The sequence below is a fragment of the Herminiimonas contaminans genome, from assembly GCF_015645465.1.
Taxonomy (GTDB): Bacteria; Pseudomonadota; Gammaproteobacteria; order Burkholderiales; family Burkholderiaceae_D; genus Oxalicibacterium; species Oxalicibacterium contaminans.
Genome location: NZ_JADOEL010000019.1, coordinates 1 through 13,606, shown reverse-complemented (window position 1 = coordinate 13,606; position 13,606 = coordinate 1). Strand labels below are relative to the sequence as shown.

Below are 13,606 nucleotides of genomic sequence, written 5' to 3'. Positions count from 1 at the left end.
TATGCAGCGCAAATTAAATATTTATCAAGCATCCGACCAGCATGGCGGATGCGGCAAATGAGGCCGTAAAAGGGGCTAATCATAGCATTTGGAACAACGATTCCAATCATTTACAGCCAGACTTTACGCAGGCAGCGGTTCTGCCCTCATGGGCGGTATAATGTTGCCACTTTGAACCTCGTGTAAATAAAGCCTGCAGTTGCCGCTCATGCAAAGCGGCGCTGCAAACAGCGACTACGAACATCACACTCACATTTCTGCCCTCAGCCGTGAATCCACTTCTTAAACAGCTCCAACCCTATCCTTTTGAAAAACTGAAGCAACTGTTTGCGAGCGTCACGCCGAACGCTGCTTATCGTCCGATCAGCCTCGGCATCGGTGAACCCAAGCACCCGACCCCGGCTTTTATACAAAAAGCACTGGCGGACAACCTCGACGGCCTCGCTGTCTATCCGACCACTGCTGGCACCGATGCGCTACGCGCCACGATCGCGGGCTGGCTGGAGCGTCGCTACAACCTGCCGAAGCTCAATCCCGCTACACAGGTGCTGCCGGTCAATGGCTCGCGTGAAGCCTTGTTCGCATTGGCGCAGACCGTGATCGATCCAAGCAAACAGGCTCTGGTGGTCTGCCCTAACCCGCTGTACCAGATTTATGAAGGCGCTGCCTACCTGGCCGGTGCCGAGCCCTACTTCGTCAATTGCGACCCGGCACGCAACTTTGCGCCTGACTTTGCCAGCATCCCGGCGGACGTCTGGGCGCGCGTGCAACTGGTCTACATCTGCTCGCCAGGCAATCCGGCTGGTGCGGTGCTGACTCTGGAAGACTGGGCTGAACTGTTCGCTTTGTCGGATCGCTATGGCTTTGTCATCGCGGCCGATGAATGCTATTCGGAAATCTATTTCAAGGCGGAAGCGCCACTCGGCGGCCTGGAAGCAGCGCACAAACTGGGCCGTACCGGCTATCCGCGCCTGATCGGCTTCTCCAGCCTGTCGAAACGCTCGAATGTGCCAGGCATGCGCTCCGGCTTCGTCGCTGGCGATGCAGAAATCATCAAGAGCTTCCTGCTGTACCGCACCTATCACGGCAGCGCGATGAGCCCGTCCGTACAAAGTGCGTCGATTGCCGCCTGGAACGACGAGCAACACGTCATCGAAAACCGCGAGAAATACGTCAAGAAATTCAATCAGGTCACACCTTTGCTGCAGGAAGTCATGGATGTCTCGCTGCCGGACGCCGGTTTCTACCTGTGGGCCAAGGTCGACAAACTCGTCAACATCAGCGATGTTGAATTCGCGAAGCGCCTCTATGCCGAATATAATGTCACGGTATTGCCGGGCAGCTATCTGGGTCGCGAAGCACATGGCATCAATCCGGGGCAGAACCGGGTCCGCATGGCGCTGGTCGCCGAAGTGGACGAATGCCTCGAAGCCGCGCAACGCATAGTCGAATTCGCCAAGAAATTGGCCAGTACTGCCGCGTAATTTTTCCTAGTAATCATTTCTATCAACTGACAAGACCATCAAATGACTCAACAACTCGAACAGATCATCGACCAAGCCTGGGAAAACCGTGCGGATTTCTCCCCGAAAAATGCACCTGCAGACGTACGTAACGCAGTCGCGCAAGTCATCGCCCAACTGAACGAAGGCACCCTGCGCGTAGCGCAAAAAGACAGCGGCTCGTGGGTCGTCAATCAATGGGTCAAGAAAGCGGTATTGCTGTCCTTCCGTCTGGAAGACAACATCAGCATGCCATCCGGCGACCACATGCAGTTCTACGACAAAGTACCAACCAAATTCGCGAACTACACCGCAGCTGACTTCGCTAAAGGCGGCTTCCGCGTGGTTCCTCCAGCAGTCGCACGTCACGGCAGCTTCATCGGTAAAAACGTAGTCATGATGCCTTCCTTCGTCAACATCGGCGCTTACGTCGATGAAGGCACCATGGTTGATGCATGGGCTACCGTCGGCTCCTGCGCACAAATCGGTAAAAACGTGCACTTGTCCGGCGGCGTCGGCATCGGTGGCGTACTGGAACCTATGCAAGCGAACCCGACCATCATCGAAGACAACTGCTTCATCGGTGCACGTTCGGAAATCGTTGAAGGCGTTATCGTCGAAGAAAACTCGGTTATCTCGATGGGTGTCTACATCGGCCAATCGACCAAGATCTATGACCGCGCAACCGGCGAAGTGACCTACGGCCGTATCCCAGCCGGTTCCGTCGTTGTGTCCGGCAACCTGCCATCCGCTGATGGCAAGTACAGCCTGTACTGCGCAGTCATCGTCAAACGCGTCGATGCACAAACACGTTCGAAAACAGCGATCAACGAATTGCTGCGTGATTAAGTAAGTCGGTATCACTGCAACACGCGTTTACACTTTTCTGAACCGGGACAGCTATGGCTATGGATAGATTATTCCTTCTGATGAAGGAAAAAGCAGCATCTGACCTGTTTATTGCAGTCAACTCGCCTATCCATATCAAGATCAATGGCAATCTGGTACCCATCAACCAGCAGAAGCTGGACCAGAATGCCGTCATGACCTTGCTGGCCGAAGTTGTCCCGCCAGCCAAGCTGGAAGAACTGGATCGTGAAAACGAACTCAATATCGGCATACCGGTGACGGGTGTCGGCAGCTTCCGCTTATCAGCGTTCCGCCAGCGCGGCAGTATTTCAGCCGTGCTGCGCTATGTACCGGGCGAAATCCCGGCGCTGAACAGCCTGGCACTGCCACCCATCCTGGCCGATATGATCATGGAGAAACGTGGTTTGCTGCTGGTAGTCGGTTCGACCGGCTCCGGCAAATCGACCACGATCGCCGCCATGCTCGATCATCGCAACACCATCGCTACCGGTCATATCCTGACGCTGGAAGACCCGATTGAATTCCTGTTCCGTAACAAGAAATCCATCGTCAACCAGCGCGAGATAGGCAGCGATGCCAGCGACTTGCCGCTAGCCTTGAAGAACGCCCTGCGCCAGGCTCCCGATTGCATCCTAATCGGTGAGATCCGCGACAAGGAAACCATGTCGGCAGCACTCGCTTATGCGCAGTCCGGCCACCTGGTCGTCGCAACCCTGCATGCGAACAATAGCTACCAGGCGCTGACCCGTATCATCAATTTTTACCCGATAGAAAACCGGCAATCCCTGCTCGCCGATCTATCGTCGACCTTGCGTGCGATTGTGTCGCAACGCCTGATCAGCGCCATCGACGGCAAGCGCCGTCCTGCAGTCGAAGTCATGCTGAACACACGCCACATCGCCGAGCTGATAGAGCAAGGTGAAATTGCACTGATCAAGGAAGCGATAGAAAAGAGTTTGTCGCCTGGCTCACAAACCTTTGAACAAGCGCTGATGCAATTGATCAAGGATGGCATAGTGACGCAAGAAGAAGCACTGGCGCACGCCGACTCGGCCAGCAATCTGTTCTGGCTGCTGAACAACTCCGCGCAACCGGTGCAGGAAGAAGCACCGGAGCAGGAAGAAGCAAGCTTTACCGAATTTACCCTGAAGATGTAGACATGACGATTACCCTCTACGGCATACCTAACTGCGACACCGTCAAAAAAGCGCGCACCTGGCTCAGCAATAACGGCACCGATTTCGTCTTCCACGATTTCAAAAAAGATGGCATCAACGCAGACCTGATCAAAACCTGGTTGCGCGACGTGCCATGGGATGTGCTGGTCAATCGCAAAGGCACAACCTGGCGCAAGCTGCCGGATGAACGCAAGGCCGAAATCACCGATGCCGCCAGTGCCACTGCACTGATGCTGGAATCGCCATCGATCATCAAGCGCCCGGTACTGGTCAAGGACAAAAAATCCAGCGTTGGTTTTTCCGACGAACTTTATCAACAAATTTTTCAAAAATAATCTATGAGCAAAACGCTCGCACTGACCGAAGAACTGATCGCTCTCTCCTCCGTCACACCGGAAGACAAAGGCTGCCAATCGCGCCTGATCGAATTGCTGGAGCCGCTGGGCTTCGTATGCGAAACCATAGAATCCGATGGCGTGACCAACCTATGGGCACGCAAAGGTACCGCACAGCCGCTGCTGGTATTTGCCGGTCATACCGACGTCGTGCCTACCGGCCCGCTCGAGCAATGGACATCGCCGCCATTCGTCCCTACGCAACGCGACGGCAAACTCTACGGCCGCGGTGCCGCTGACATGAAAACCTCGATCGCAGCGATGGTCGTGGCAGCAGAAGAATTCGTGCAAGCACATCCTGACCACAAAGGCTCTATCGGCTTCCTCATCACCAGCGATGAAGAAGGCCCTGCGACCGACGGCACCGTCATCGTCTGTGACGCGCTGAAAGCACGCGGCGAACAACTCGATTACTGCGTAGTCGGTGAACCAACCTCATCCGACGTCCTCGGCGACACCATCAAAAACGGTCGCCGCGGCAGCATGTCCGGCAAGCTCACCGTCAAAGGCATACAAGGCCACATCGCCTATCCGCAACTGGCACGCAACCCTATTCACCAATGTGCACCTGCACTGGCAGAACTGGTCGCCGAGAAGTGGGATGACGGCAATGAATACTATCTGCCGACCTCGTGGCAAGTATCGAACATCCACGGCGGCGCAGGCGCGTCCAACGTCATTCCGGGCAACGTCGTCATCGACTTCAACTTCCGCTTCTGCACCGCCAGCACGGTAGAAGGTTTGCAAAAACGCGTACACGCCATCCTCGACAAGCACGGTCTCGAATACGATCTGCAATGGTCGATCAGCGGCCATCCCTTCCTCACGCCTAAAGGTGCACTGAGCGACGCGATGAGCGATGCGATCAAATCGGAAACCGGCGTCACGACAGAGCTGTCGACTACCGGCGGCACCTCGGATGGTCGCTTCATTGCGCGCATCTGCCCGCAAGTCGTTGAATTTGGCCCGCCGAATGGCAGCATCCACAAGATCGATGAACACATCGAAGTCCGCTTCATCGATCCGCTGAAAAACATCTATCGCCGTACGATGGAAAACCTGCTGCTCTGAGGCTAGTGCACAGCATCGATAAAAACCCTCCTGATGCAGTCATCCTGCATCAGGCATCATCCTTTTACTTAGTTGCACAGAACCATGCCTACCAAGCCTAACGAACTCACCACCATTCGCGACCTGTTGCGCTATGCAGTCACCCGCTTCAATACCGCGAAACTATTCTTCGGCCACGGCAGCACCAATGCACTGGATGAAGCCGCTTACCTGATCCTGCACACGCTCAAGCTGCCGCTGGACAAACTCGATCCATTCTTCGATGCACACCTGCTGCAGGAAGAAGTTGACGCCGTCTTGCGCGTCATCGAACAACGCGCCGATGAACGCCTACCTGCTGCCTACATCACGAATGAAGGCTGGCTCGGTGGTTATCGCTTCTATGTCGACGAACGCGTCATCGTGCCGCGCTCCTTCATCGCCGAACTGATCCCTGAGCAATTCTCGCCGTGGGTCAGCAACCCGGACAAAGTAAACAACATCCTCGAACTCTGCACCGGTTCCGGCTGCCTGCCCATCATGCTGGCCGACGCCTTCCCGAATGCACATGTGGATGCCGTGGATATCTCTACCGATGCACTGGAAGTGGCCAAGCGCAATGTCGCCGAATACGAACTGGAACACCGCATCAACCTGATTGAATCAGACCTGTATGCGAACGTGCCTGAATACAAATTCGACCTCATCGTCACCAACCCGCCGTACGTCAACTCCGGCTCCATGAGCAAGCTGCCACCGGAATACCTGCGCGAACCACAAATCGCGCTGGCAGGCGGCACCGATGGCATGGACCTGGTACGTAAAATCGTTGCCGGTGCCGGTCAACGCCTGACACCTAACGGTTTGCTGATGGTTGAAATCGGTAATGAACGTGAATTCGCGGAAGCGGCCTTCCCGGAACTGAACCTGACCTGGCTCACTACCAGCGCCGGTGATGACATGGTATTCCTGATCACGGCAGATCAATTGCAATAAGGTCGTACCTGTCCGCATCATGACGATGCGTGAACTGAAGACAGGCCGGCCATTTTAATCATTCTCTAAAGAAGCAAAGCCGCTGCTGTAGCTACATCGCGCCAGCGGCTTACAAATTACATGATTCGTCTCCAGCAAGTTTCCCTCATGCGCGGCGTCAAGCCGCTATTCGATAGCGTCGATGTCACGCTCAATCCGGGCGACAAAATAGGCCTGATCGGTGCCAACGGTGCGGGCAAATCCAGCCTGTTCGGCATGCTGCGCGGTGAACTGCACGCCGACCTCGGCACCATCGACTTCCCCGCCAAATGGCGCGTCGCCTACGTAGCGCAGGAAACCCCGCCGCTGGAACGCTCTGCTATCGACTACGCGATCGACGGCGACGTCACGCTGCGCCGCCTAGAAGAAGAACTCGCCTTCCTCGAAAGCGAACCGGACACCGCAGACAACGGTACCCTGATAGGCGAGCTATACAGCGCGCTGGCCGATGCCGATGCTTACACCGTACGTTCGCGTGCCGAGCAACTACTGCTCGGCCTGGGCTTTACCATGGCGCAAATGGATCAACCGGTAGCCAGCTTCTCCGGTGGCTGGCGTATGCGCCTGAACCTGGCACAAGCGCTCATGTGCCCGTCCGACCTCTTGCTGCTCGATGAACCGACCAACCATCTGGATCTGGACGCCATCATCTGGCTGGAAGACTGGCTCAAGCGCTACGCTGGCACCCTGATCGTCATCTCCCATGACCGTGACTTCCTCGACGGCGTCGTCAACGTCATCGTGCATATTGATGAGCGCAAGCTGAAGCGCTACTCGGGTAACTACTCTGATTTCGAGCGTCAACGCGCCGCGCAACTCATCCTCGCGCAAAGCGCAATAGAAAAGCAGGCACGTCAACGCGCACATCTGGAATCCTTCATCAATCGCTTCAAGGCAAAAGCCAGCAAGGCACGCCAGGCGCAAAGCCGTATCAAGGCCTTGTCGAAGATGGAAGAGCTCGCGCCCTTGCGTGCAGCGGCAGAATTCTCATTTGAATTCCGTGAACCGGCGAATGCGCCCAATCCTATGCTGGTGATGGAAGACGTCGATGCCGGTTACCGCATTGAAGATGAAAAAGACTACTCGATCACTGAGAAGAAAATTGTCTCCGGCATCAACTTCTCGCTGCAAATTGGCCAACGTATCGGTTTGCTGGGCGTCAACGGTGCCGGTAAATCCACACTGATCAAAACCATCGCAGGCGAATTGCAACCACTGAACGGCACCTCGCAATTCGGCAAAGGCCTGGCTATCGGCTACTTCGCCCAGCACCAGGTAGAAATGCTGCGCCACGATGAATCGCCGCTGTGGCACCTGATGCACATCGCACCGACAGTCCGTGAACAGGAACTGCGCAACTTCCTAGGCAGCTTCAACTTCAACGGCAACATGGTCACCAGCAAAATCGCGCCATTCTCCGGCGGCGAAAAAGCCCGTCTGGCGCTGGCACTCATCGTCTGGCAACGCCCTAACCTCTTGCTGCTCGATGAACCGACCAACCATCTGGACCTGGAAACCCGCGAAGCGCTGACCATGGCGCTGGCGCAGTTCGAAGGCACACTGGTGGTCGTTTCCCATGACAGGCACCTGCTGCGCGCGACCACCGATCAATTCATCATCGTTGCCGATGGCAAGCTGCAACCCTTCGACGGCGACCTGGACGACTACAAGGACTGGCTCTTCAAAACCAAGCTGGATGCAAAAAATGCAGCAGCCAATGCCAACCTGCCACCCGTCAAGGAAAAATCGGCCAGCCCGGTTGCACCTGCCACCACAGTCAGCGCAGTAGACAAACGTGAACAGAAAAAGCTGGAAGCCGAAGAACGCCAAAAACTGGCCGCCCGCAGAAAGCCGATAGAACAGAAAATCAAAAAGCTGGAAGAGCAAATTGCCAAACGCAATGCGCAAAAAGCCAGCGTGGATGAAAAACTGGCCGATCCGCTCATCTACGATGCTGCAAACAAAAAAGAACTGAAGCAACTGCTGGCAGACCAGACCTTCTACACCAAGGAAGTGACACAACTGGAAGCGGAATGGCTGGAACAGCAGGAAGCGCTGGAACAGATCAACAGCTAGGTATCAACCCATGAGCAAACCGCAAACACTCTCCATCATCGGTTGCGGCAAAGTCGGCCAGACGCTGGCGCGCTTGTGGGTGCAGCATCAGACTGTCCAGCTACTGGACATCCTCAACACCTCGACAGCAAGCGGCGCACGCGCCGCCGCTTTTGCCGGTGCCGGTCGCGTGGCAAGCAGCTACGCCGACCTGCAAGCGGCCGACATCTACCTCATAGCAGCACCCGATGACCAAATTGCCGCTTGCTGCGACGCATTGGCTAGCAGCGGGCACTTATCAGTAAGCAGCATAGTCTTCCACTGCAGCGGCGCACTCTCCTCCAGCATACTGGCCAGCGCCAGTGCACGCGACGCAGCAGTTGGCAGTATTCATCCGATACGCAGCTTTGCAGTACCGGAGAAGGTAGCGGCAGACTTTGCAGGCACCTACTGCGGCATGGAAGGCGATCAGGCAGCAGTTGATGTACTCGCCCCAATATTTGCAGCCATAGGCGCGCAAACGGTTCCTATCCAGCGAGAAAGCAAAGTGCTGTATCACGCAGGCGCGGTCTTCGCCTCCAACTACCTCGTCACGCTGCTGGATACTGCCGTACAGACCTACGCACAGGCGGGCATACCGCAAGACGTAGCGTTAAAAATGATGGCCTCACTGGTACGGGAAACGAGCGAGAACGTCTTGCAGATAGGACCGGAACAGGCGCTGACAGGTCCTATAGCGCGTGGTGACATCGCTACCGTCGTCAAACAGTATCGCGCGGTCAACGGCTGGGACAAACGTTATGGCAAGCTCTACAAGCACATGGGCAAGCTGACTCTGCATCTGGCACAGCGTCGACAAAAGAAATAGTCAGCAACTTGCCACCATCAAGCACCGACCAGACTTACTCTCCTATTAGTCGGTAAGCCGACGATGGCTGCACTGTTAGATATCTTCCAATTATCTGACCGGCATGATTAAAGCCGGCATACCAAACTCTTCCAGTTTTCCATTAGATTGCGAAAAATAGTTTGACCAGAATTGCTTCAATGCGCCAAGAGTCTTGGGGTCACGATACTGCATTTGCTCTTTCCCACCTACCTTGACCGCTACTTCCGGAATGACGCCGGCGCCCATAACAAAAATGGATGCGCCACCAAAATCACCCAGTAGTTTTTCTTTCCGAACCAATTGCATTTCAACATCTGGTTGAATTTGACGTATCCGGTTTTTCGCATAAAAGCTCGAAACTGACGAGTTTTCAAGCATATCCGAAACCAGAAGGACAATCCGACGCGGTGCTGCAGATGCTTTGACTATCCTCGATGTTTCCGACAGGCTGGAGAATAAATCGGATTTGGCAAGCTCCGTCGTGCTTTGCGCAATAGTGTCCCCCACTGAAGTCATAGCCAACTTGATTCCATAATCGAGCTGGCCTTTCATGCATGCATCAAAGTTCTTGAGCAGTTTCACGCCAATTGAACTGCGCAATTTTTCAGGCACACTTTGTTCAAGCGCTCCGGTCGACACTACGTCCAGATAATGGCCCTGCGAAAAAGCAGAAAAGCGTAAAACAGTAAAGGTCGTACCAGGCGTCATCAAGGAATGAACGGAAGTCGCCAGTGACTGCTTCAAGGCGTTATCCAGAACAACCGTTTGATCCAGCAGGATAAAGACCTCACGCACTTGCGGTGGCTGAGGGATATCCAGTTTATTAGCTGCATAGCAGCTTGGAATCTGGTTCAGAGGCGCTGCTGCCAACGCTTGGGCAGCAAGCAGACTCATAGCTAAGAGCGCAATTAGGGTTCTCACTGCAGCAGGCTTAGAACAATTCATTCAGTTCATCCTCATTACGAGCACGCTCACGCTGAGCCTGCTCTTCTGCCTCTCTGGCCTTCTTCTCTTTAATCGCGACAATTAAGGGCTCCCTGACTGCCAACGGCAAACCGGAGATATACGCCTTGGCCGCAGCCTGATCAGACTTGAGTTGTTCAAAGCGGACCAATGCCTGATCGACCGTGACACTTGGTTCAACAGGTGATGTCGCTTGGGTCGGAGCGGCAGCCGCACTACCTGCACCCATCACAAAGCCTCTGCTCTCGCTTAGATAATCATCAAATGACTTACGTAAATTGAGACTTTGATTGCCACCTTGTCGAGCAAGTTGTTGTTGCAAGGTCTGCAATTTGGATTGTGCAACCTGGATTACTGGTGCGTATTGCGCCTGATAATCCTCATAGGTAGAAAAGCCGCGCGTACTCGCATATGCCGCTTTGCTTTCCTTGCCAGCGAAACCCCATTTAAAGCCGGCTGCAATACCGACCACCTGCGTAACCACAAAGATGAAGCCCAACATAATGAAAGCAGCCATACCTTCGGTTGCCTTCGCATCGTTTCTATCGGCAATGCCTTTCTGATCTGCTTCATTCTGTGGCTCAGTCACTTCCTTCGGCAAGGCCAGGCCGCTGGCAAATGGATTCCCCGAGGCTGCTGTGGCACCACTTTGCATGGTCTCCTGCGTTTGCTCATTCTCCAGATGCTTAACCCGCATCCAGGTTGAAGTGACAGCGATAACTACAATAATAGCAATCGCAACAATAACCATAAAGTAACTGCCCGAAGTCCCTACCCGGTTAACCAATTGCGTGTACTCGGGTTGATCACTGTCCATCTTTTGATCATCCTTGAGCATCATGGTCTGGCTTCTAAGTGGTCCTGGCTGACCGGCATCACGCCACTCTTTCTCGCTCGCACGAATCAGATTCGTACGATACAGCTGATGTCCTGCACTATGCGTGACAAATATCAGAATGACACATAAGACCAGAACGATTGCGACCATCAGCAGGGTACGCGTATCTTCACTTCCCTCCATCGCCATCCAGCTACCCAGCAGATAAGAGAAACCCAGGCCTTCGGCTATCACCAACAACGACAGCACTGCCAAGAGCCAGACGGGAGTCGGCGTGCGTCCCAGATCATTTGCCTTAGCAAGATAGTCCAGCCGGTTATTGAGTTCCGGCTCGGTAATGAAATGGATATGTTGCTTGTAATCTTCGCACAGCGTACGTTCCGCATTGGTCCATTCTTTATTCTTGGCGTTGCGTGTCGAATCCTTGGACAAACGGATGCTCTTGCCAACGAATGGAAGCGCATACCAAAAATTCAACCACCAAAAATCAACCCGTGGTTTCAATGCAAAATAAAGTGCGACAAGTATGGCTAGTGAAATGACTGTTGCCACCACGTCCATGTGTTGGTTGAATGCGTCAAACATGTTGTAGTTCCTTACGATTTTAATTTTTTTGGATTGAAGTTGGCTCTCAGCGGTTTGCCATCAGAATCGTAGTAAAGCCAGGATTCCTTACTCGCGTTCGGATCTGAATTTGGAATGACGATGTCAAGACAATTGATAGGCCCACCAACGAATACTCGATATAGCAAGGCCTTTTGGCCTTTATAGGTATTCACCTCAGGGGTAACGCTATAGTCCGGCCTTGCCTTGCTGCCAGGCGTGTAATTCTTATAGACGAGAAGTTGTGGCTTTCCTGCTGGCGCCCCGCCATCGCGTAACACGGCGACACGTGTTAGAGCCACCAAATGGCCGTTCACATTATCCGTCCACGATGTGCCATACAAGCCGGGCATGTAATCGCCAGTAGCTATTTCCTTACTGTCTCTAAACGATTTCACACCATTGGCGATACGAGGCTTATCGTATTCGCAGCTACGGGCCAGAGGTGTATCGTTTGCTTGCGCCAAAGGCAAGATATTGAAGGATGAGGGTGATGCAAGCGGACCGATATCGAGTGCAGCAATTTTCTCACTGCTGGACTTGCCATTAAAATCGAACTGAGCTTGTGTCGCGGGCGTTGAAGTACTCACCTGCGGCACAGGTGCTACTGGAATTTTGGGCGGCATTTTTTTCGCTACAAGAAGGCGCTGGTCTTTCTTGACGTCCTGACGATCAACGACGCTGACTGATTTTTCCGCTTGCGCCGGGCGCGCCACCTCAACCCTATAAAAATCAGTGCGCGCACTGCGCGTTGCCAGATACTGACGGAATACCGTGTCGTCGGTCAAATCCACTATTTCAACCCGACGATTCTTCGCACGTCCTTCGCTACTACGATTGTCAGCAACAGGAAGTGTTTCACCCGCCCCTTGGAAGAAAAGATTATCTGGTGAAACGCCAGCTTGTTTGAATACGGTAGCCAACGCCTTAGCGCGGCGCTCGGAGAGATCAGCGTTCAATTGCGAATTACCCGTGTCATCGGTATGACCAATGATGAGCAATCGCTTTGTCTTCAACAGTTCAACGGCTTGACGAGATTCGGCGCTGGCATTCGCAGGTAGTCGCGCCAACTGTTGCGGATAAGAGTATTCATTAGCGATTTCCGTAAAATACTTCTGCGCATTTGGACTCAGGCTGTCAGAACCAACCTGAAAGTGACCATTACTATCTTGATCCCGAATGGATACTGAAAGCCCTACCGTATCGGACTTTGCTTCGGTTGCCTCGGGATTGACGTTGCCAGCCTTGACCTCCACAAAGGTCATATCAAGTGCGTACTTCTTAGCGAGTTTCGACAACTCACATTTCTTTCTATCCATATCGTGGCCAACCAGCCCGCCGACTAAAGCGCCAACACCAGCACCTGCAAGTGCCCCGCCTTTATTTTTTAACTGATGTCCTAATACCGCACCTAAAACGGTTCCCGCAACCAGACCGATATTGCGACTGTTGTTGGAACACGGATCTTCACTCGCGAACGTTTCTTTGAAAGATGCCTGCCCTGTCTTCGGATCTATTGCACACCCGCTAGTGGCGAGCATGCAGGACAACAGCACGACCGCATTGCGCTTTCCAGCGCGTTTAATTTTCTTTGTCATCGAATAGCACAACCATTTTCTCGTGCAAAAAATGGCGTCGCCCTTTTGTTATTAGTTAGCTTCCCTGTACAGCATATAACTACTGCACCCGTTAATGTTGCTCGCGAGCATTATCACTCCTAACGGCAGGTTAATTGACATGTGTTTCAAAAATTGACAATTCCTCCCATGTTTATGAGAGGGGAAATATCGTTTGAAGGAAATGATATATAACCTGGTGGCGACCACCGTTTCCAACAACTTGGTAATGAGCTTAGAAGATGACCTACATGCCTCTGACCAAGACAATGTCGCCTGCATGGAAAAACGTGGCGCATATATTGCGATGAGGTCAGGGCGAACACGATGGTTTGACCTACAAGTACATAGAAAGCTGATTGTGCCGTTGGCACTGTGCAGCAAAAAATAGCATCAGCTAATGAGTTGACGCTTCAGTTCCCGATCAAACCCGCAGCGATATTGATCGACAAACCGATAATCGCGGCGTTAAAAATAAAGCTCAACGGTAGTGTCAGAAATTCTGTGTGTGAAGGTCGGTTAAAAAATTCTAGTGCAATGCGTTGGTGAAGCGTTCGCCGAACAGAATGGCAAACTGATTGGCCGCCTGCTTCCACGTCACCGGAGGCATCT

The 13,606-nt window shown here is 53.5% G+C and carries 11 protein-coding genes and 1 pseudogene; 8 read left to right on the top strand and 4 right to left on the bottom strand.

Going from position 1 to position 13,606, the window contains the following annotated elements:
- Positions 1–269: 269 nt before the first annotated feature.
- The 8 genes from dapC to IXC47_RS17170 all read left to right on the top strand — a co-directional run bounded on the left by dapC (position 270) and on the right by IXC47_RS17170 (position 8,953).
- Entirely contained in the window at positions 270–1,484 is a 1,215-nt protein-coding gene (dapC, locus tag IXC47_RS17205) for a succinyldiaminopimelate transaminase (RefSeq protein WP_195876464.1), read from the top strand.
- Positions 1,485–1,526: 42 nt separating this feature from the next.
- Positions 1,527–2,351 (top strand): 2,3,4,5-tetrahydropyridine-2,6-dicarboxylate N-succinyltransferase, encoded by an 825-nt coding sequence (gene dapD, locus IXC47_RS17200; RefSeq protein ID WP_195876463.1) that lies wholly within the window; start codon positions 1,527–1,529, stop codon positions 2,349–2,351.
- A 53-nt stretch (positions 2,352–2,404) separates the two neighbouring features.
- On the top strand, positions 2,405–3,529 hold the full coding sequence (locus IXC47_RS17195; RefSeq protein ID WP_195876462.1) for a PilT/PilU family type 4a pilus ATPase: 1,125 nt from the start codon (positions 2,405–2,407) through the stop codon (positions 3,527–3,529).
- A 2-nt stretch (positions 3,530–3,531) separates the two neighbouring features.
- The gene (locus IXC47_RS17190; protein WP_195876461.1) at positions 3,532–3,885 is read left to right on the top strand and encodes an ArsC family reductase; all 354 of its coding nucleotides are present in this window, start codon (positions 3,532–3,534) and stop codon (positions 3,883–3,885) included.
- 3 nt (positions 3,886–3,888) lie between these two features.
- Positions 3,889–5,016, top strand: coding sequence for a succinyl-diaminopimelate desuccinylase (dapE, locus tag IXC47_RS17185; protein ID WP_195876460.1), 1,128 nt, complete (start codon positions 3,889–3,891; stop codon positions 5,014–5,016).
- Positions 5,017–5,100: 84 nt separating this feature from the next.
- The gene (gene prmB / locus IXC47_RS17180) at positions 5,101–5,991 is read left to right on the top strand and encodes a 50S ribosomal protein L3 N(5)-glutamine methyltransferase (RefSeq protein ID WP_195876459.1); all 891 of its coding nucleotides are present in this window, start codon (positions 5,101–5,103) and stop codon (positions 5,989–5,991) included.
- A 147-nt stretch (positions 5,992–6,138) separates the two neighbouring features.
- On the top strand, positions 6,139–8,106 hold the full coding sequence (locus IXC47_RS17175) for an ATP-binding cassette domain-containing protein (protein ID WP_195876519.1): 1,968 nt from the start codon (positions 6,139–6,141) through the stop codon (positions 8,104–8,106).
- A 10-nt stretch (positions 8,107–8,116) separates the two neighbouring features.
- Positions 8,117–8,953 carry a Rossmann-like and DUF2520 domain-containing protein gene (locus IXC47_RS17170; RefSeq protein ID WP_195876458.1) on the top strand — a complete coding sequence of 279 codons (837 nt, stop codon included), beginning with the start codon at positions 8,117–8,119 and terminating at the stop codon, positions 8,951–8,953.
- A 90-nt stretch (positions 8,954–9,043) separates the two neighbouring features.
- On the opposite strand, the gene IXC47_RS17165 is transcribed toward IXC47_RS17170, so the two are convergent.
- The 4 genes and pseudogenes from IXC47_RS17165 to IXC47_RS19425 all read right to left on the bottom strand — a co-directional run.
- Entirely contained in the window at positions 9,044–9,919 is an 876-nt protein-coding gene (locus IXC47_RS17165; protein ID WP_195876457.1) for a hypothetical protein, read from the bottom strand.
- Positions 9,906–11,360: a hypothetical protein gene (locus tag IXC47_RS17160; protein WP_195876456.1), complete on the bottom strand. Its 1,455-nt coding sequence runs from the start codon at positions 11,358–11,360 to the stop codon at positions 9,906–9,908. The genes IXC47_RS17165 and IXC47_RS17160 overlap by 14 nt, the downstream gene beginning before the upstream one ends.
- An 11-nt stretch (positions 11,361–11,371) precedes the next feature.
- Positions 11,372–12,976, bottom strand: coding sequence for an OmpA family protein (locus tag IXC47_RS17155; protein ID WP_195876455.1), 1,605 nt, complete (start codon positions 12,974–12,976; stop codon positions 11,372–11,374).
- A gap of 431 nt (positions 12,977–13,407) precedes the next feature.
- Positions 13,408–13,606 (bottom strand): annotated as a pseudogene (locus IXC47_RS19425) (hypothetical protein); the annotation flags it as partial.